Origin of the sequence: Streptomyces sp. NPDC052114, assembly GCF_040680155.1 — a bacterium.
GTDB lineage: Bacteria > Actinomycetota > Actinomycetes > Streptomycetales > Streptomycetaceae > Streptomyces.
The window spans coordinates 421,684-439,977 of sequence record NZ_JBFAWC010000005.1; the positions used below are offsets into that span (position 1 = coordinate 421,684).

Below are 18,294 nucleotides of genomic sequence, written 5' to 3' on the forward strand. Positions count from 1 at the left end.
CTCCGTGGGCCCCGCTCCCTTTCCCGGGAGCGGGGCCCACGTCCGCATCGGCACCCGTTCTCGCTCCGTCCTCGCCCTCGCCCTCGTCCCTGCCCTGCCCGGTATCCGCTTCGGTTCAGCTGTGTATCAGTGCGTTCACGGCTTCACCCCTGCGGTTGAAGTACCCAAGGGACCCACGGATAGCGTGGGTCCCTGTGCGTTCCCCCCACCTCTTCCACGGGAGTCCCAGAGTGAACCGCCCCCTCCGTCTCATGACGGCCGCGCTGACCGCGTCCGCGGCCCTGCTGTTGACCGCGTGTGGCTCGGGAGGGGGTGACGGCGGCTCCTCGGACAAGATCGAGGGGGCGGACGACGGCGGGAAGCCGAAGGCGTCTGCCTCGGCGTCCGCTGATGCCGGGTCCGGCGGCGCGAAGCGGCCCGAGATCAAGCTGCCCGACTCGTTCCGGATGGACTTCGAGAGCTGGGCCAACAGCGACCCGAAGCTCCAGGCCATCCTGGACGACGGCAAGGAGCAGCTGCGCGGCGACCACGCCGCGATCATCGACGGCGACGCCGACGCCTCGTACGTGAACTTCTACAACAGCGACGCGTCCCTGCAGGGTTCACGCAAGTGGATCAAGCAGTACGTCGACGACGACCTGACCCTCGTCGGGAAGATGCGGATCTTCAACCCGAAGGTCGAGATCAACGACAGCGGCGCGGGCGTGCTCTTCTACTGCCTCGATGAGGGCAAGGCGTTCACCAAGGACCGCAAGACCGGCAAGAAGGAGGGCACGCCGCCCGGCGACAACCCGCACATCCTTTACCGGACCATGCTGCACAAGTCCGCCGACGGAGTGTGGAAGACGACCAGGTCGCAGACCGAACGGGGAGGTTGCTGACGATGAGGAAGTCCCGTACCGCACTGGGCTCCTGCCTGCTGGCGATAACGCTGGTGGCCGCGGGCGCCCCGCTGGCCTCGGCCGTCGGCGGCGAGGGCGACAAGGAGCCGACGACGCCGACCGGACCCTCCGGCGGAGCCTCCGGCAACACGCTCATGGCCGGCGCAGGCAAGTCGAACATCAAGGTGTCGAAGGTCAGTGGCGGCAGCGGGGGCAAGGGGACCAAGCCCCTCACGCCGGTGGACCCCAACTGGGAGCCGCCCGTCTGCTGGTACGAGCCCGTGGCGACGCCCGAGCAGCTGAAGGCTGCCGTGGAGCAGCTCAAGAAGAACCCCAACGAGAACCTCGTGCCGGTCACGCCCACCCTCAGCTGGGGTGAGGAGCTGATGGTCGACCACTACGAGAAGGGGAAGACCCAGTCCGACGGCGACGACGGCTACAAGGACTTCAACACCGGCAAGAAGGGCATGTTCTGGCGGGGCGTCATCAACGAGAACCGCCGTGACGAGCTCGACTTCTTCGACTGCGAGAAGAACCTCTTCTGGCAGGACGCCGGAGCGGTTCCCAAGATCGCCAACGCTCCGGACCCCGAGGTGCTGGCCTCCTACGCCTACGACAAGATCAACGTCCCGGACACCGAGGTCGAGATGAAGCCCCAGGGCAAGTCGACCGTGAACCTGCCGACCTGGGTGTGGCTGGACAAGGGCAAGTTCGAGCCGGTCAAGGTCCGCGCGGAGCTGCCCGGCACGGGCATCTGGGCGGAGACCACCGCCAAGCCGGTCAGCCTCCACCTGGACCCGGGCACCGCCGACGCCGAAACGTTCCCCTCCGACGGCGAGTGCGCCGTCAACGACGACGGCAGCATCGGCACCCCGTACAGGAAGGGCTCCTCGAAGGAGGACCCCCCGTGCGGCATCAAGTACGAGCGCGCCACCGGCGGCGCCCCGTTCCAGATGAAGGCCTCCATCACCTGGGAGATCACCTGGGAGGGCTCCGACAACGACGGCGTGCACGACCTCCCCAACGGCACGTTCGAGGGCACCCAGGACGTGAACGTCCAGGAGATCCAGTCGATCAACCGCTGACTTCCGGCGCCCACCAGTAAGTCCAAGCGGTACGTCGGTCCCTCCATGTACGCGGCGTCGGCGCCCCGCCACACTCCACTTCAAGTCCCCTTCACCTGAAGGGGACTCGGACGTGAACGGACGCCCGCCGCCGCGCCACGGAGGACCCGCCCATGCCCCGTCGCAGACCCCGTTCCCTTGTCGTCAGGGCCGCTCTCGCCGTCGTGCTGCTCGGGTGCGCGCTGGCCGTGCCGTCCGGTGCCGAGGCCAAGGACGCGGCCAATCCCGTGCCCGTCACCGTGCCCGCCCTGCGCGACTGGCAGGGCGGCAGCGGGACGTGGGAGCTGAGCCGCGCCACGCGGATCGTCGTGCCGCGCGGTGCCGGTGAGGCGCTGCGGCCCACCGCGGCCCTGCTCGCCGGCGAACTCGCCGACCAGGAGGGCATCCGCCCCGCCGTGGTCGACGGCAGACCGCGGACCCACGACATCGTGCTCGGCCTCGGCACCGCCACCGGTGTCCCGACGTCCCGTGCGGCCGAGGGGTACGCCCTCGACATCGACGCCGAACTCCGCATCACCGCCCGCGAACGCCAGGGCGTCCTCCACGGCACCCGCACCCTCCTCCAGGCCCTGCGCACCGCCCCCGTCCCCCGCACCGTGGCCCGCGGCACGGCCGCCGACTGGCCCACGCAGTCCTCACGCGGCCAGATGCTGGACGTGGGCCGCAAGTACTTCCCCGTCGCCTATCTGAAGCAGCAGATCCGCCAGTCCGCCTGGTACAAGCTGAACACCTTCCACCTGCACCTGTCCGACTGGAACGGCTACCGCGTCGAGAGCCCCTCCCACCCGGAAATTGTGGCCGAACAGCACTACACACGGCGGGAGTTGCGGGACCTGGAGGAGTACGCCGCCCGCTACGGCGTCACGATCGTCCCGGAGATCGACCTCCCCGGCCACGCCGTGTCGATCGGCGACGCACGGCCCGACCTCGCCTTCCGCTGCGAGCCGATGTCCCGCCCCGCCAACAGCTGGGAGGGCTCCGACCGGGGCCACTGGACGCTCGACTACACCAAGCCGCAGACCCGCGCCTTCGCCAAGGACCTGATCGCCGAGGTCGCCCGGACCTTCCCCCGCAGCCCCTACGTCCACATCGGCACCGACGAGATCCCGCAGACCGCGGCACAGAACGCCTGCCCGGAGCTGGTCGCGTACCAGAAGGCGAAGGGGTACCCGCACCCCGGCGACGTCCTCGTGGAGTTCATCGACGAACTCGACGCCGCCGTCCGCTCCCACGGCAAGACCACCCAGATCTGGCAGTGGTGGGACTTCGGCCAGGAGACGAGCATCGACCCGGACCAGCGGATCGTCGTCAACGAATGGCTGTCGGGCCCCGAGGACCGCGCGGCGCAGGGCTACCAGGTCGTCGGTTCGCAGGACGGGCCGCTGTACGTCTCCCCCGGCTTCGGCGCGAAGCCCGGCAGCTACGGCTTCTTCGACGTCAGGACCACCTACCGCGACTACCCGTTCACGGCCGCCCCCGGCATCCAGGGCTACCGCGTCTCCCGCTGGTCCGACCGCACCCAGAGCTTCGCCGTGGGCTGGGTCGACCACTTCGCGCGGCGGCCGCTCGCCGTGGTCGCCGACCGCACCTGGGCCACGCCGGCCGGCTCGGACGTCCGTCCCTTCCTCGACCGTTACGACCAGGTGGGCGACGCGACGCCGGTGCGCGACCCCGACCCGGCCGACCTGGAGTCGCAGATCGGGGCGAACCCCGGGATGCTCCCGGGGACCGGCTTCACCGCCACCGCCACCAGCGAGGAGCACGCGGGCGAGCCCGGCCACGCCTCGCGCGCCGTCGACAACGACCCGTACACCCACTGGCACTCCGCCTACGACGCCACGCTGCCGCAGCAGTTGACGGTGGACCTCGGCGACAACCGGCGCATCGCGGGCCTCCGCTACATGCCGCGCCAGGACGGCGGCGTGAACGGCATGGTGAAGGAGTACGAGGTCCTCGTCTCCGACGAGGCGGCGGGCGCAGCGCCGGGGGCGACTCCGGGGGACGGCTGGCGGAGGGTCGCCCGTGGGGCCTTTCCCGCGGACCGTACGGAGTTCATCGTGCCGTTCCCCGCGACGGACGCCCGGCGCGTGGTGCTGCGCGTGCTGAGCGAACACGGCGGCGAGGGCACGTACGCGTCGGTGGCGGAGCTGGATGTGGTGCGGGGGCGGTAGGGCTCACGGGGGCACCGCGAAGCGGGGCCAGTCGGGTCTTCGGAGTTCGGGCGAGGGCCCGCGCACGTCCGCCGGCCATCCGCCGGACGGCCGAAGTTGTGGCCGCCGACGGCACGCCCCATGCGCGCCTGCGCCCCTGCGGCGCCCACCGCCCTAGCCTGACGGAATGTCAGACAACCAGTCGGTCGGCCTGTCCGCTGACCAGTCCGCCGAGCACCACGCGGACCTGCTCGGCTTCGACAACGTCCTGTTCCCCGTCGGCGACCTCGGCGAGGCCGTCGCCTTCTACGAGCGGGCCGGCTTCCCCGTCGCCTTCCGGCTCGACGAGATCGGGCTCGCCATCCTGAAGGTGGGCAAGGAGACGCCGGGCGTGCTGCTGCGCGTGGAGGACGGCATCGTGCCGCGCACGCCGCCGTGGCCCTCGCCCCGCCTCTGGCTGGAGGTACGGGACGCCCGCGCGAAGGGCCGGGCCCTCGCGTCCGCGGGCATCCCCCTGCTCACCGAACCGTTCTCCGTGGCCACGGGCTGGACCGTGGAAATCGCCGACGCCTGGGGCAACGTCACCGGCTTCACGGACTACCTCAAACGCCCGGAACTGGCCCGCAACACCTGACCGACCGACAACAGCGCCCCGAAAGGGGCGCGCCCCGTCAGGGGCGCGGGGAACTGCGCGATCAGCCAAGACGCACCCGCAGACACAAAGCGAGCAGACACCCGAGCGGACCTCCCCGCCCCGCCACGTCGACCGGCCCGACGCCCTCAGAGCTGGCTGAGGATCGTCGGATCCGTTATTCGGTCGTCCTTGGCCAGCATCATCGCCTTGCTGAGGACGACCGCCAGCGTGCGGTCGCCCTCGAAGGGCAGATAGCCGGTCCCGCCCACGGGCGCCGCCCCCGCCGCGGCCGGGACGATGCAGACGTACTGGTCCGCCGGCGTCCGCAGCACGTTCCCCGAACCCAGATGGATCTTGTACGTGTGCAACGCGCCCCGCACGTGCAGGAAGCGCCCCTCGACCGAGCACCGGTCGGCGATCGCGAGCCGCGGCACCAGGCGGGCGACCAGGTCCCGTCGCGTCTCGGCGCTCGGCCCGAGCTCACCGAAGCCGTACGCGGTCCAGTACTCGCGGAAGCGTCCTGCGGGGCCGCCGTCCTGCCAGGTGGGGTCGTTCCCCACGCTGGCCACCCCGACGAACAGGTCGACGTCGCGCAGGACTTCGCTCAGGACGAGGTCCGGTATCTCCGTCAGGGGAAGCGCGCCGACCCGCTCCTGGCCGTCGCGCGGCCACATGCGGTACTCACCGCCGCCCGCGTGCGCGAAGTTCTCCGGGGCGTCGATCGGATAGAAGCGGACCTGGTCGGTACGGACCCGCAGATAGCTGCCCGCGTCGGTGAGGTCCTCGGTCCAGCTCTCGCCCCCTATGCCCCCGATCCAGTACTCGGCACGCAGCCCCCACTGCGGCAGCTCGCGGACGGCGGGCGGATACTCGTCGTCCACGCACAGCCGCAGCTTGTTGCGCCAACCGCGCACCGCTGCGAGCGAGTTGAACTGGTGCTGGCGCAGGACGTGCGCGGCGAAGCGGTTGGAGTACGTCCCCGTGGTCCGCTCGGCGTCGGTGAGGAGGTACACCTCGCGGTGGGCCTGCTTGAAGGGCTGGGTGATGCCGTGCCGCTCCAGCCAGTCCCGCCAGGCGACGACCTCCTCGGGCGGATGGCCGACGGGGTGCCACAGCGCGACCGTCCCGCCCGCGGTGACCGGTTCGTCGGCGAGGGTGCGCAGTTCCCCGTCGGCGTATCCGCAGGGCGTCCCGTCGACCGTCCACAGGAGACGGCGGGCAAGGGTGCCGACCAGGGGGTGGTCGAGGAAGCGCTCGCGCCAGGCCGCGTAGGTCCACTCACGGCGGGCCAGGAACTGCCGGTCGAGCCGCTCCGTCTGCGCCGAGAGCATCTTGTCGATGTCCTTGACGGCGGCCTTCAGCTCCTTCAGCTCGTCCGCGTGGTCGCGCTTGACGACGGCGGGCGCCGCCTTGACCTGCTTGCCCGCGCCGTTGCGCCAGCGGAGGACGGCCTTCGAGCCGGTGACCGTCACCTCGGCCGCGCAGTCGCCGAGCCGGTGCTCGGACCTCCCGACCTCCGTCAGGCCGTACACCGGAACGGCCATCTCCTCGACCTCGGCACGCGTCAGCCCCAGCGCCCGCGCGCGGGCCTCCAGACCGCTGCCGATCATCTTCAGCGTGGTCTTGTACGTGACCCGGGAGGCGAGGCGGGCCAGTTCGGCGAGGGACGCCTCGCCCCCGGTCCGGGTGAGGGCGACGACGCCGGCGTTGGCGACCTTGGGGTTGCGCGGGCCGAGGCCCGGGACCTTGCGCAGGGACGTCTCGACGAGGGTGCCGAGGGCGCGCGCCGTCTCCGGGTGGGGCGGGAGCAGCGCGAGGGTCCAGGCCAGGCCGCGGATCGCGTTGGCGTTGAACGGGTCGTACTCGTCGTTCGGCGCGGCGCAGTACACGGGGGCGACGGTCAGGAACGGCCGGGTGCGGGGCCGGCCGACCAGGGCGAGCCAGCCCACCAGGGCGTCCCGCACCTTGTCCGCGTCCAGCGGCTCGACCAGGGCGCGGGCCGTCTTCTCCCACTTGGTGGTGGGCTTGGCGGACGTGGCGGTGAGCGCGTGCCGCACGAGCGCGCGCCAGGCCTCGTCCCGGTCGGCGAGGTCCGCGAGCACCCGGTCCGACCAGGCCTCGCCCGGGTTGAGCGGGGGCTCGGCCAGCGCGTCGACGGCCTTCTTCAGGGAGGCGTTCCCCTCCCAGTACCGAACGAGGAGGGTGCGCCGCAGGGCGGCGACGGCCAGGCCCGGCGGGGTGCGTCCTGCGGACCGCTCGGCCTCGAAGAGCGTGACGGCCGCGCTCGTCGACTCCACGCAGTACAGTCCGCCGATCTCCTCCAGGAGTGCGGTCCGCTCGGCGGCCAGCGGGTCGCCCGGCAGGTCCTTGCCGACGAGATCCACGAGCGTGAGCGCGTTGATCCGCGTCGGCGACGTCACGTGGTACGGACTGCTCAGCTCCACAAGGGAGTCGGTGAGCCGCAGCCGCTGCTCCGGGGGCAGGGTGGCGACGGTGGCGAGGATCTTCTCGCCGTCGTGGCTCCACTGGTTGTCGTTGGTGATCGCCGTCTTGAGGAGTTCCTCGGCGAGGCCCGGCATGTCGCCTTCGGCGGTCAGCCGCCGGACGTTCCGCACCCGATCCGGGTAGTGCCTGCTCATCAGCCACCCACCAGGGGGACGAGCTTGAGGAACGTGACCTCCGTGCCGGGGGACAGCTCGACCTGTGCGTCCAGGTCCTCCACCTGCCGCTCGCCGACCAGCACGAGGAAGCCGTTGCGCCCGAACGCATCCACGGCCCGCTCGAATTGGCGCTCGGGATCCATGCGGCGCGGTGTGCGCAGCGCGTACCCGTTCAGGGTCTGCTCCGCGTCCGTCGGGCGGACGAGCCCGCGAAACACGCCCGGCGTACGGGCGTTGTACTCCGCGACTTCCTGGAAGACCCGCCGCCGGACCAACTCCCGCAGCGCGAGCCGCTCTTCCGCGACCTCCAGCCTCCAGGCCGTGCCGCGCTCCCCCGATGTCGTCTCGTCGACGAAGGTCACCATTCCCATGTCTCGAAGGTAGAGCCCGCCACTGACAACGGCCCCGCTCCGCGCCCCCCGGCACCGGCGGCACCCGCCCCCGCACCGCGTGACCTGCGGCGTTCACCCTCGGACCAGCGCCCACACCGTCTTCCCGTACCGGCCGCGCCGCCACACCCCCCATGCCTCGGCGAGCGTGTCGAGGAGCCATACGCCCCGGCCGTTCTCGTCCTCCCAGCTCTCGGCCTTGTGCATCTCGGGGCCCGACGCGCATTCGTCGGAGACCTCGATGAAACACGAGCCGTCGGCCAGCACCGTCACCGCGACTTCGAACTCCCTCTCGCGTACGAGCCCGTGGACGATCGCGTTGGTCGCGAGCTCCGACACGAGCAGCACGGCGTCGTCGCGTGCTCCGTCCTCCTCCGTCTGGCCCCAGGCCGACAGATGCTCGTGCACCCGCGTCCGGGCGAGCGGCACGGACGCCGGGTGCGGTGGCAGTCTGAAGGCATCACGTCTTAACAAGTCCTCGTTCCCCCTCCGGCTCAGATCACTTCAAGAACCGCACAAACATCCGGCACTAATGCTGCGCAGAGGAGTCGCTCGGTGTCACTGCGTCACGCTCTGGCCCGCCCTTATCTGGCCAGGTACGGGCCAACTGCCTGCCATAGGGCGGCCGTACGCGCTTATTGCCTGCTCAGGCGTGTCGCGACGCCAGCTCGACGACCGTGATGTCCGACGGCGCGCCGACCCGCACCGGCGGCCCCCACGCACCCGCTCCGCGCGTCACATAAAGTTGCGTGTCGCCGTATCGTTCAAGGCCCGCGAGGGTCGGATTGGCCAGTTCGGCGACGAAGTTGCCCGGCCAGAGCTGGCCGCCGTGGGTGTGCCCGGAAAGCTGCAGATCCACGCCGTGCTCGACCGCGTCATGGATGACCACGGGCTGGTGCGCGAGGAGCACGGAGGCCCGGGAACGGTCCCGGTCGCCGAGCGCCTTGGCGAAGTCGGGGCCCTTCCCCTCGTTCTCGCCCGCCACGTCGTCGACGCCCGCGAGGTCGAACGCGGGGAGTTCGGTGCGGGCGTTCTCCAGGGGGACCAGGCCGAGTTCGCGCACGTGGTCCACCCACTGCTCGGCGCCGGAGAAGTACTCGTGGTTGCCCGTGACGAAGTACGCGCCGTGCCGCGCCCGCAGCCCGGCGAGCGGGGCGGCGGCCGGGCGCAGGTCCTCGACGCTGCCGTCCACCAGGTCGCCGACCACGGCGATCAGATCGGGCTGCGTGGCGTTGATGGTGTCGACCACGCGCCGCGTGAAGCCGCGGCCGAGGATCGGTCCGAGGTGGATGTCGCTGACCACCGCGATCCGGAACCCGTGCGCGGCGCGCGGCAGCTTCGCCAGCGGCACGGTGACGCGCTTGACCCGGGGACCGCGCAGCACGCCGTACGTCCCGTGGCCGACGGTCGCGACGGCGGCGGCCGCGGCGGTCCCGCCGACGATGCGGGAGACGAAGAGGCGGCGGGAGGGGGCGGGCGTACGGGCCGGGGCGGGGGTCGCGGCGGCCTGCTCCGCATCGGGCTCGGGCGCCGGTTCCAGGTCGGGTGCCGGTTCCAGGTCGGGTGCCCGTTCGGACACGGGCGCCCGTTCGGGCTCGGATGCCCGTTCGGGCCCGGGCTTCGGCACGGATTCCGGGACCGGCGCCGGATCGGGGGCCGGGGCGGTCCCGGAGGCCGGGGCGGGCTCGGCCGGGGGCACCGGCGCGGGGACCGCCCGTTCGCGTTCCGCCCAGCGCCGCAGCAGGGGACGTACCAGCTCCCCCACCAGCAGCGCGAGCAGCAGATAGAGCGAGAGGGCCAGCCACATGAAGCCGGGCCAGGCGAGGATCCGCTGCAGCAGGAAGGGCGCCCCGGTCCGCTCGGCCACGAGGGCCGCGAACAGGAGCAGCGGTCCGGCCACGAAGACCACCGTGCCGGCGCGCCGGGCGAGCCCGGGTCCGGCCGTGGTGTCACGGACCAGCCTGCGCCACGCGTACCAGTGGAGTCCGGCGAAGGCCGCGAGGACGGCGATGACCGCGAGAACCATGAGGACGGCGGCCACGGCTATGAAGTTCTGCGCAGAGCACGGACTCCACGGAACCCGATGGTCCCTACCACCGTCCCCAAGACAAAGGAGACAACGGCGAGCGTCAGGTGCACCCAGAAGTACCCGGTCGGGTTGTCCGCATCATCGAAGGCCAGCCCACTGCCGTCCTTCCACAGGTTCTTGACGAAAGTGATCCAGATGAACCAGCTCCACACCCCGAAGGCGAGCAGGAACCAGGAGACCGGTCGGCTGAGCTTCATACCCTCAGTATCGCGAGGCTCTCTTCCGCACCGCCGCCGGGGTGGGGACGACGGGACACAGCGCACCTCGGCGACGACTTCACCTGCCGAGCCCTGTACGTTCTCGTCCGTGCCTGCCTCGAAAAAAGCCGCCATGCTGCTCGCTGGCGCGACCTTGCTCACCATGTCGGCCACCGCACCCGCCTTCGCGGACGACAAGCCCGGCGACAAGGACCAGCCGAAGCCGCCCGCCTCGATGTCGACCGTCGGCGGTGCCCAGCTGGGCAAGCCGGGCACCCAGGTGCGACTGAAGGCCGGCGCCCCCGTCCTGCCCAAGGAGCTGTCGGCACGCTCCTGGATCGTCTCGGACGCGGAGTCGGGCGAGGTCCTCGCCTCGCACAACGCGCACTGGCGCCTGCCCCCGGCGAGCACCCTCAAAATGCTCTTCGCAGATACGGTTCTGCCCAAGTTCCCCAAGACCCAGAAGCACAAGGTCCAGCTCTCCGACCTGGCGGGCATCGGCGCGGGCAGCAGCATGGTCGGCGTCAAGGAGAACGAGACGTACACCGTCCACGACCTGTGGCTCGGCGTCTTCCTGCGCTCCGGCAACGACGCGGTGCACGTCCTGTCGGCGATGAACGACGGCGTCGACGAGACCGTCAAGGACATGCAGAAGCACGCCGAGGAGCTCCAGGCGCTCGACACGCATGTGGTCTCCCCGGACGGCTACGACGAGAAGGGGCAGGTCTCCTCGGCGTACGACCTGACGCTGTTCGCCCGCTCCGGCCTGCAGAAGAAGGACTTCCGGGAGTACTGCGCGACGGCCACCGCCAAGTTCCCCGGTGAGACCAAGAAGGTCACCAAGGGGAAGGACAAGGGCAAGACCAAGCGCGAGTCCTTCGAGATCCAGAACACCAACCGACTGCTGACCGGCGACATCGGCATCAGCCCCTACAAGGGCATCGCCGGCGTCAAGAACGGCAGCACCACGAACGCGGGAAACACCTTCACCGGTGTTGCCGAGCGCGATGGCAAGGTTCTCCTTGTCACCGTCATGAACCCGTCCTCCGGAGAGCCCCACGCGGTCTACAAGGAGACCGAACGGCTCTTCGACTGGGGCTTCAAGGCCGCGGGCAAGGTCGACCCGGTGGGTGAGCTGGTCGCGCCGAAGGGCACCGCCACGGGCGGCGCGGGCAAGGGCGCCCCGGGCAACGGCGGCAGCGGCGCGGCCGAGAAGGCGGCGCACGCCTCCGAGAGCGGGTCGAGCGGCATGGGCACCGCCCTCGCGATCACGGGCGGCGTGCTCGTGGTGCTCGCCGGGGGTGTCTTCGTGATCAGGCGCCGGATGCCCCTGCCGGGCCCGGCCGGCCGTCGCGCGCGTCAGGACTGACGGAGGGCGCATCCTCCGGAGAGGCTGTTTCCTCTTCGGAGGGTGTCCCCTCTTCGGAAGACGCCTCTTCGGAGGGTGCTGTCTCTTCCGTACGTGAGGCTCTCTGCGTCGCCGTCCAGGCGGCGCAGAACAGCATCAGCTTCGCGGTGAAGTTGATCCACAGGAGCAGCGCGACGGGCACTCCGAAGGCGCCGTACATGCTCTTCGCGGCGACCCCCTTCATATAGCCGCCGAGCAGCAGTTTGAGCAGTTCGAACCCGGCCGCGCCGATCAGCCCGGCGGTCACGAGGTCCCGCCGGTGCGGCTGGACGCCGGGCAGCAGCGTCAGGACGTAGAGCAGCAGCAGGAAGTCCGCGAGGACGGCGACGGCGAAGCCGATGACCTGGAGCAGGACGGCGCCCCAGCCCTTCTCGTCGATGCCGATGAGGTCGGCGGTCCAGCCGACGGCGGTCGAGGCGAGCGCGGACGCGGCGAACGACGCGAGGCCCGCGCCGCCGAGCCCGATGAGCACCCCGGCGTCCTTGACCTTGCGCAGGACGGGGTTCTCCTCCTCGTCCTCCAGCTCCCAGACGGCCCGCAGGCACTCCCTTATCGAGCCGACCCAGCCGATGCCGGTGAAGAGCAGCAGGGCGCCCGCGACGAGGCTGACGGTGCCCGCGTTGGCGACGAGGGCGTCCAGGTCCAGCTGGTCGGAGATGCCGGGGACCTGCTCGGTGAGCTTGTCCTCGATGGCGTCCTGCTGCTTCTTGGAGAGCGTCGCGGCGGCGACCGCGGCCGCGACGGTGAGCAGCGGGAAGAGCGCCAGGAAGCTGATGAACGTCATGGCGGCCGCGAGACGTGCCCAGTGCACGCGGTCCAGCCGCTCGTAGGCCTGCCACGCGTGCGTGCGCATGCCCTTCTCCACCAGCGGCCCGATGCCGGGCAGTTTCTTCAGCCAGTCCATGACGCCTCCGTGCCTGCTGTCCTGCCCGAGGTCCTGCCCGTTGATCGGAAGACCAAGGTCCGGGTACCCCAGAACCGCAGAATTGTGGCGAGTGCCATACCGATTCCCGCACCGGAAACGGTGTCCGCGCGCTGGGAGGTGAGGCCGAGTCCGTAGTGGGACACGGCGAGGCACAGCAGCTGGACCAGGGCTCCCGCGATGTTGACGGCGAAGAACACCGCGTACTGGCGCAGCCGCGGGACCCCGGCGGTCTTGTCGCGGTAGGTGCCGAGCGCGTTGCCGGCGTAGGCCACCGAACAGCCCGCCACGAAGGAGAGCGACTTGGCGGTCAGCGGATCGAGGCCCACGGGCCCGCGCAGCCAGATGAAGAGGCCGAGGTCGGCGGCGTACGCGCAGATCCCGGCGGCGGCGAAGCCGAGCAGTTCGGGCCCGAGCGACCGCAGTCGCTCGCGCAGACGGTGCACGTTCACGGGCGGCCACTCCTTGGAGAGTCCCGTCGGAGAAGTGAACTCACCAGTCCGCGACCGCGAGTCCGTACATCGCGATCCACACCAGGCCGATCACGGCGAGCGCCCTGTCCCGCAGGACGACGTCCTCCGGTTCGCCCGCGGTGCCCCGGTCGGCGAAGACGGCGTAGCGCAGGATCGCGAGGATGAAGGCGGCCATGGACAGCTGGCGCCAGGGCAGCAGACCGTTGGCGGTGCCGCCCTCCTCCATGGCCCACAGGCAGTAGGCGAGGACGGCGACTCCGGCGGCGAGCTGCCACACGAAGCGCAGATAGCCGGTGGTGTACTCGGTGAGCAACGCGCGCGTGGCGCCCGGTTTCTCGTTGCTCGCGGACATCTGGACGGCCTCCGAGTAGCGCTTGGCGGAGACCATGAAGAGCGCGCCGAAGCCCGTGGTGATCAGGAACCACCGCGAGAGCGGGATCTCGAGCGCGAGGCCGCCGATCATGGCGCGCATCAGGAAGCCGGTCGTGACGATCGTGAGGTCGACGACGAGGACGTGCTTGAGGCTGACGCAGTAGGCGAGTTGCATGCCGACGTACGCGGTCAGGAGCGCGGCGGTCAGCGGGTTGCACAGGACGACGGCGGCCACGGGCGCGAGGACGGCGAGGACGCCCCCCGCGGCGTACGCGACGGTGACCGGCACCTGTCCGGCGGCGACCGGCCTTCGGCACTTGGTGGGGTGGGCCCGGTCGGCGTCTGCGTCGCGCGCGTCGTTGATCAGGTAGACGGCGGACGCGGCGGCCGTGAACAGCACGAAGACGATCGCCACTTGTGTCAGGGCGTGCCGCGAGAAGAGCTCGCCCGCGGCCGCGGGCGCCGCGACGACGAGGATGTTCTTCACCCACTGGCGGGGGCGTGCGGTCTTCAGGAGGCCGAGCGGCAGGCCGACGGGGCCCGGCCGGGAGTCCTGGGGCGGGCGGGGCCGCTCCAGGACTGCGGAGATACGTTCAGGCATCGCTGCCTCCGTTCATCCAGGCGGCGCCCACGCGCGCGGTGAGAGCGCCGAGCGCCGCGCCCGCGGCCACGTCAGTGGGGTAGTGGACGCCGACGACCAGCCGGGAGACGCACATCGCGGCGGCCAGCGGCGGGACGAGGCGGGCACCGGCCGGGCGCAGCGCTCCGTAGGCGACGGCGGCCGCGGCCGCCGAGGTGGCGTGCGAGCTCGGAAAGGAGTGGCGGCCCGCGGTGCGCACGAGAGGTTCGATGCCGACGTGAGTGCCGGGGCGCGGGCGGCGGACGACCCGCTTGACGCCCATGCTGGCCAGGTGGGCGGCGGCGGTGAGGGCGGTGCCGCGCAGCCAGGCGCCGCGGCGCTCGCGGTCCACGGCGGCGCCCGCGAGGCCCGCGGCGATCCAGAGCGCGCCGTGCTCACCGCTCCAGGACAGGGCGCGTGCGGCGGCCGCCACGCGCGGATCGGTGCCGCAGTCGCGCAGGGCCGACAGCAACCGGTGGTCCATGTCGTGCATGTGGCCTCGTTTTCGAAGACATTTCGAGAGCTGGGCATCTCGACTCTTCTAGGCAACGCACTGATAATTCCGGCAATGTTGGGTGACACTCCATCAATCACCCATTTCGGTGAGGGCTGGAACGGTTTAGAGCGAACCGCACTTCTCCGGACGATACGGTCGCTTTCATGCCTGCCGACTCCCCCGCCGATTCCCTCGCCCCCGTCCCCGCGTCGCCCTGCGTGTCCGTCTCCGGGTGGGGCCGCACGGCACCGACCACCGCGCGGCTGGTGAGACCCCGTACGCACGAGGAGGCCGCGGCCGCGGTGCGCGACTGCGGGGAGCGCGGCGGCATCGCCCGGGGCCTGGGCCGTGCCTACGGAGACGCCGCGCAGAACGCGGGCGGTGCCGTCTTCGACATGACCGGCCTCGACCGGGTGCGCACCATCGACGCCGACGCGGGCACGGTCGTCTGCGACGCGGGCGTCTCGCTGCACCGCCTGATGGAGGTCCTGCTCCCCCTCGGCTGGTTCGTGCCGGTGACCCCGGGGACCCGCTACGTGACGGTCGGCGGAGCGATCGGCGCCGACATCCACGGCAAGAACCACCACGTCTCGGGGTCGTTCTCCCGCCACGTCCTCGCGATGGACCTGCTCACCGCCGACGGGGCGGTCCACACGGTGGCCCCCGGCAGCCCGCTGTTCGACGCCACCGCGGGCGGCATGGGCCTGACCGGCCTGATCCTGTCGGCGACCATCCAACTGCAGCCGGTCGAGACGTCCTTGATGAGCGTCGACACCGAACGCGCGGCGGACCTGGACGACTTGATGGCCCGCCTCACCGCCACCGACCACCGCTACCGCTACTCGGTCGCCTGGATCGACCTCCTCGCGCGCGGGGCGTCGATGGGCCGCTCGGTCCTGACCCGTGGCGACCACGCTCCCCTGGACGCCCTTCCGGAGCGGGCACGCGCGCGTAGAGCCCCCCTCGCGTTCCGCCCGGGACAGCTCCCCGCCGCCCCCTCCTTCGTACCGGAGGGCCTGCTCGGCAAGGCCTCCGTGGGGCTCTTCAACGAACTCTGGTACCGCAAGGCGCCCCGCTCCCGCACCGGCGAGCTCCAGAAGATCTCCACCTTCTTCCACCCCCTGGACGGCGTCCCGCACTGGAACCGCATCTACGGACGCAGCGGCTTCGTGCAGTACCAATTCGTCGTCGGATACGGCAAGGAGGACGCCCTGCGCCACATCGTGCGGCGCATCTCGGAGCGCGGCTGCCCGTCCTTCCTCGCCGTACTGAAGCGCTTCGGAGAGGGCGATCCCGGGTGGCTGTCCTTCCCGATGCCCGGCTGGACGCTCGCGCTCGACATCCCGGCGAACCTCCCCGGACTCGGCGCCTTCCTCGACGACCTCGACGAGGAGGTGGCCGCCGCCGACGGGCGCGTCTACCTCGCCAAGGACTCCCGGCTGCGGCCCGAGACGCTCGCCGCCATGTACCCGCGCCTGGACGACTTCCGCGCCCTGCGGGCCGATCTCGACCCGCGCGGCGTGTTCCGCTCGGACCTCTCCCGCCGCCTCGCCCTCTAGGAGACCGGTACTCATGAAAGACGCCTTCGGCACCCCTCAGTCCCTGCTCGTCCTCGGCGGCACCTCCGAGATCGGCCTCGCCACCGCGCGACGCCTGGTCGCCCGCCGCACCCGCACGGTGTGGCTGGCCGGCCGCCCCTCGCCCGACCTGGAGAAGGCCGCGGCCGGGCTGCGCGACATGGGCGCGGACGTGCACGTCGTCCCCTTCGACGCGCTGGACTCCGAGTCCCACGAAGCGGCCCTCGGCAAGATCTTCACCGAGGGCGACATCGACATGGTGCTGCTCGCCTTCGGCATCCTCGGCGACCAGGCCCGCGACGAGGACGAGCCGCTCGCCGCGGTGCGCGTCGCCCAGACCAACTACACCGGCGCCGTCTCGGCCGGGCTGGTCTGCGCACGCGCCCTGCAGTCCCAGGGGCACGGCTCCCTGGTGGTGCTCTCCTCGGTGGCGGGCGAGCGCGCGCGCCGCTCGAACTTCATCTACGGCTCCAGCAAGGCGGGCCTCGACGCCTTCGCCCAGGGCCTCGGGGACGCGCTGCACGGCACCGGAGTGCACGTGATGGTCGTCCGCCCCGGCTTCGTCCGCTCGAAGATGACGGCGGGCCTGGAGGAGGCGCCCATGGCGACCACCCCGGACGCGGTGGCGGCGGCCATCGAGACCGGGCTGCGGCGGCGCTCGGAGACGGTGTGGGTGCCGGGCGCGCTGCGGGTGGTCATGTCGGCGCTGCGCCACGTGCCGAGGCCCGTGTTCCGGCGCCTGCCCGTCTAGGGGTCAGCCCTTGGCCGGTTCGTACGGGGCGACGGCGGGCAGGGTCAGCGGGTTGCCGCTCCGCATCACGTAGACCTTGCCCACGCCGACGAACCGGCCGGTGCCCGGCGCCGGCACGATCGGGTCGTGCCACAGCTGCTGCTTGCCCTTGGCCGTGACCTCGCCCTCCGCGGGCAGGCGCGGCCAGGACGGCTCGACGCAGCGGCCCTTCCCACAGCGGCGTCACCGCCTGAGGGGCGGCCGCTGTGGGCCGTGCGGGCGGGTCCGCCGCCGTCACCACCGCAGCCCGCCGCGGCGAGAACCGGCACGGCCAGGATCGCGGCGGCCTTCCTCACGGCCTGCTCCTAGCGCTTGAGGGTGACGACGACGGCCTTGTAGGTGGGCGATCCCGACTGCGTGATGTCGACCTTGCCGACGCCGAGCACCTTGTCCGTGCCCGGCACCGGAATGATCCGCTTGAGCCAGAGCTGCTGCCCCGACTCCGGGCGCACACCGGCGGTCGCCGCGGGCAGCCGATGCTTCTTGATCTTGGTGCAGGTGCCGTCGGTGGTGAGGTGCCAGTTGCCGTTCATGAAGAAGCCGCGATTGCCGTCCCGCATCACGGGAGTGCGGTACTCACAAGCTCCGGGGAACGGCTCGGAGTCCGTCCAGCGCGAGCCGTCCCAGCTCAGCTGGACACCCTCCGACTCCGGATCGCGGACCTCCTCGCCGTCGTACCCCTTGTAGGAGTGCCCTCCGTAGACACGGGCGAACGTCTTGGAGGCGACGTCGATCCCGGTGAACTCGGCGTACGGCTCGGGCGGCACCGGGTCGGGGAAACGGAACGTGGGGGTCTTGGTGAGCGACCACTTCTCACCGTCGAAGTGGGCCGCGGCGAGCTGTCTGACCTCGCCGCCGGGACCACCGACGCCGGGGCCCGTCGTCCGGGCGCCGACCGCCCACACGTCGTCCCTGGCCGAACCGCCGAGGGCGACGATCTTCTGCGCCGGCATGGGCGTCACCGTCCAGCGGCGGCCGTCCCAGTGCGTCACCCTGCCGTCGTCCTGGAGCACCCACACGTCGTCCGGGGAGATGAGCTCGACATCCTTGATCGGCCCGGCCGGAGCGTCCCCCACGGGCCCCCAGCGGGTGCCGTCCCAGAGCGTGTACCGCGGGTTCGTCGGGGCCGACGCGCTGTTCTCCGTAGTCTGCAGCCAGATGCCCGCCGACCCCAGGGACTCCATCCGCGAGAGGAACGGTTTGCCCTTGATCGGCATCGGCTCGCGCGACCACTTCTTGCCGTCGAAGTGCAGCAGGTGCCCCTTGGCGAACCGCCCGTCGTCGACGCGGTCGGCGCCCACGGCCCAGATGTCGTCCGGAGCCAGGGCGGCCCCGTCGATCAGGTCGCCGTCGACGTCGTCGATGCGCTCGTACTCCCAGGAGAGCCCGGTCGCGCGGGGCCTCGGCCTGGAGTCGGCGTCCTTGCCGGACCGCTCCGTACCGCAGCCCGCCGCCACGACGGCGAGCACGACGGCGAAAGCCGCCGCCTTCCGCGTTCTGCGCATGGTCCCCC

At 71.4% G+C, this 18,294-nt stretch carries 17 protein-coding genes; 7 read left to right on the plus strand and 10 right to left on the minus strand.

Annotation, left to right across the window (positions count from 1 at the left end):
• The first annotated feature begins 230 nt into the window (after positions 1-230).
• The 4 genes from AB0L89_RS14210 to AB0L89_RS14225 all read left to right on the plus strand — a co-directional run bounded on the left by AB0L89_RS14210 (position 231) and on the right by AB0L89_RS14225 (position 4,789).
• A complete protein-coding gene (locus AB0L89_RS14210; protein WP_365139570.1) occupies positions 231-881 on the plus strand; it encodes a hypothetical protein in 651 nt (216 codons plus the stop codon).
• Between the two features lie 2 nt (positions 882-883).
• Positions 884-1,966 (plus strand): hypothetical protein, encoded by a 1,083-nt coding sequence (locus tag AB0L89_RS14215; RefSeq protein ID WP_365139572.1) that lies wholly within the window; start codon positions 884-886, stop codon positions 1,964-1,966.
• A 152-nt stretch (positions 1,967-2,118) separates the two neighbouring features.
• On the plus strand, positions 2,119-4,176 hold the full coding sequence (locus AB0L89_RS14220; RefSeq protein WP_365139575.1) for a family 20 glycosylhydrolase: 2,058 nt from the start codon (positions 2,119-2,121) through the stop codon (positions 4,174-4,176).
• Positions 4,177-4,342: 166 nt separating this feature from the next.
• On the plus strand, positions 4,343-4,789 hold the full coding sequence (locus AB0L89_RS14225; protein WP_365139578.1) for a VOC family protein: 447 nt from the start codon (positions 4,343-4,345) through the stop codon (positions 4,787-4,789).
• 146 nt (positions 4,790-4,935) lie between these two features.
• Here AB0L89_RS14225 and AB0L89_RS14230 read toward each other — a convergent pair whose 3' ends face one another.
• The 5 genes from AB0L89_RS14230 to AB0L89_RS14250 form a co-directional block, all read right to left on the minus strand.
• Complete coding sequence (locus tag AB0L89_RS14230) at positions 4,936-7,428, minus strand: DUF4132 domain-containing protein (RefSeq protein WP_365139581.1); 2,493 nt, start codon at positions 7,426-7,428, stop codon at positions 4,936-4,938.
• On the minus strand, positions 7,428-7,820 hold the full coding sequence (locus AB0L89_RS14235; protein ID WP_365139584.1) for a hypothetical protein: 393 nt from the start codon (positions 7,818-7,820) through the stop codon (positions 7,428-7,430). Before AB0L89_RS14235 ends, AB0L89_RS14230 begins: the two co-directional genes overlap by 1 nt.
• A gap of 93 nt (positions 7,821-7,913) precedes the next feature.
• On the minus strand, positions 7,914-8,312 hold the full coding sequence (locus AB0L89_RS14240; protein WP_365139587.1) for an ATP-binding protein: 399 nt from the start codon (positions 8,310-8,312) through the stop codon (positions 7,914-7,916).
• 172 nt (positions 8,313-8,484) lie between these two features.
• Positions 8,485-9,864, minus strand: coding sequence for a metallophosphoesterase (locus AB0L89_RS14245; RefSeq protein WP_365139854.1), 1,380 nt, complete (start codon positions 9,862-9,864; stop codon positions 8,485-8,487).
• Positions 9,865-9,881: 17 nt separating this feature from the next.
• A complete protein-coding gene (locus tag AB0L89_RS14250) occupies positions 9,882-10,124 on the minus strand; it encodes an SCO4848 family membrane protein (RefSeq protein ID WP_055566125.1) in 243 nt (80 codons plus the stop codon).
• Between the two features lie 109 nt (positions 10,125-10,233).
• Here AB0L89_RS14250 and AB0L89_RS14255 point away from each other — a divergent pair, with 109 nt between their 5' ends.
• Positions 10,234-11,493 (plus strand): D-alanyl-D-alanine carboxypeptidase, encoded by a 1,260-nt coding sequence (locus AB0L89_RS14255; RefSeq protein ID WP_365139590.1) that lies wholly within the window; start codon positions 10,234-10,236, stop codon positions 11,491-11,493.
• Here the strand turns inward: AB0L89_RS14255 and AB0L89_RS14260 are convergent.
• The 4 genes from AB0L89_RS14260 to AB0L89_RS14275 are packed head-to-tail and all read right to left on the minus strand — an operon-like array spanning position 11,438 to position 14,411.
• Positions 11,438-12,436, minus strand: a complete 999-nt coding sequence (locus AB0L89_RS14260) for a YihY/virulence factor BrkB family protein (RefSeq protein ID WP_365139593.1) — start codon at positions 12,434-12,436, stop codon at positions 11,438-11,440. The genes AB0L89_RS14255 and AB0L89_RS14260 overlap by 56 nt on opposite strands.
• A complete protein-coding gene (locus AB0L89_RS14265; protein ID WP_365139857.1) occupies positions 12,424-12,891 on the minus strand; it encodes a GtrA family protein in 468 nt (155 codons plus the stop codon). The genes AB0L89_RS14260 and AB0L89_RS14265 overlap by 13 nt, the downstream gene beginning before the upstream one ends.
• Positions 12,892-12,946: 55 nt before the next feature.
• Positions 12,947-13,900 carry a decaprenyl-phosphate phosphoribosyltransferase gene (locus AB0L89_RS14270; RefSeq protein ID WP_365139596.1) on the minus strand — a complete coding sequence of 318 codons (954 nt, stop codon included), beginning with the start codon at positions 13,898-13,900 and terminating at the stop codon, positions 12,947-12,949.
• Positions 13,893-14,411 (minus strand): phosphatase PAP2 family protein, encoded by a 519-nt coding sequence (locus tag AB0L89_RS14275; protein WP_365139599.1) that lies wholly within the window; start codon positions 14,409-14,411, stop codon positions 13,893-13,895. Before AB0L89_RS14275 ends, AB0L89_RS14270 begins: the two co-directional genes overlap by 8 nt.
• A gap of 167 nt (positions 14,412-14,578) precedes the next feature.
• Between AB0L89_RS14275 and AB0L89_RS14280 the strand changes: the two genes are divergently transcribed.
• Entirely contained in the window at positions 14,579-15,973 is a 1,395-nt protein-coding gene (locus AB0L89_RS14280) for an FAD-binding oxidoreductase (protein ID WP_365139602.1), read from the plus strand.
• 13 nt (positions 15,974-15,986) lie between these two features.
• Positions 15,987-16,742: a decaprenylphospho-beta-D-erythro-pentofuranosid-2-ulose 2-reductase gene (locus AB0L89_RS14285; RefSeq protein WP_365139605.1), complete on the plus strand. Its 756-nt coding sequence runs from the start codon at positions 15,987-15,989 to the stop codon at positions 16,740-16,742.
• 344 nt (positions 16,743-17,086) lie between these two features.
• Here the strand turns inward: AB0L89_RS14285 and AB0L89_RS14290 are convergent, their stop codons facing one another.
• Positions 17,087-18,286, minus strand: coding sequence for a hypothetical protein (locus AB0L89_RS14290; RefSeq protein WP_365139608.1), 1,200 nt, complete (start codon positions 18,284-18,286; stop codon positions 17,087-17,089).
• Positions 18,287-18,294 lie beyond the last annotated feature (8 nt).

What these genes read in the sequence shown, in the direction of transcription:
- AB0L89_RS14270 (WP_365139596.1), bottom strand. Translation starts at nt 13,900, where the DNA reads ATGCCTGAACGTATCTCCGCAGTCCTGGAGCGGCCCCGCCCGCCCCAG.
- AB0L89_RS14260 (WP_365139593.1), bottom strand. Translation starts at nt 12,436, where the DNA reads ATGGACTGGCTGAAGAAACTGCCCGGCATCGGGCCGCTGGTGGAGAAG.
- AB0L89_RS14275 (WP_365139599.1), bottom strand. Translation starts at nt 14,411, where the DNA reads ATGCACGACATGGACCACCGGTTGCTGTCGGCCCTGCGCGACTGCGGC.
- AB0L89_RS14225 (WP_365139578.1), top strand. Translation starts at nt 4,343, where the DNA reads ATGTCAGACAACCAGTCGGTCGGCCTGTCCGCTGACCAGTCCGCCGAG.
- AB0L89_RS14250 (WP_055566125.1), bottom strand. Translation starts at nt 10,124, where the DNA reads ATGAAGCTCAGCCGACCGGTCTCCTGGTTCCTGCTCGCCTTCGGGGTG.
- AB0L89_RS14215 (WP_365139572.1), top strand. Translation starts at nt 884, where the DNA reads ATGAGGAAGTCCCGTACCGCACTGGGCTCCTGCCTGCTGGCGATAACG.
- AB0L89_RS14235 (WP_365139584.1), bottom strand. Translation starts at nt 7,820, where the DNA reads ATGGGAATGGTGACCTTCGTCGACGAGACGACATCGGGGGAGCGCGGC.
- AB0L89_RS14280 (WP_365139602.1), top strand. Translation starts at nt 14,579, where the DNA reads ATGCCTGCCGACTCCCCCGCCGATTCCCTCGCCCCCGTCCCCGCGTCG.
- AB0L89_RS14220 (WP_365139575.1), top strand. Translation starts at nt 2,119, where the DNA reads ATGCCCCGTCGCAGACCCCGTTCCCTTGTCGTCAGGGCCGCTCTCGCC.
- AB0L89_RS14245 (WP_365139854.1), bottom strand. Translation starts at nt 9,864, where the DNA reads ATGGTTCTCGCGGTCATCGCCGTCCTCGCGGCCTTCGCCGGACTCCAC.
- AB0L89_RS14290 (WP_365139608.1), bottom strand. Translation starts at nt 18,286, where the DNA reads ATGCGCAGAACGCGGAAGGCGGCGGCTTTCGCCGTCGTGCTCGCCGTC.
- AB0L89_RS14230 (WP_365139581.1), bottom strand. Translation starts at nt 7,428, where the DNA reads ATGAGCAGGCACTACCCGGATCGGGTGCGGAACGTCCGGCGGCTGACC.
- AB0L89_RS14285 (WP_365139605.1), top strand. Translation starts at nt 15,987, where the DNA reads ATGAAAGACGCCTTCGGCACCCCTCAGTCCCTGCTCGTCCTCGGCGGC.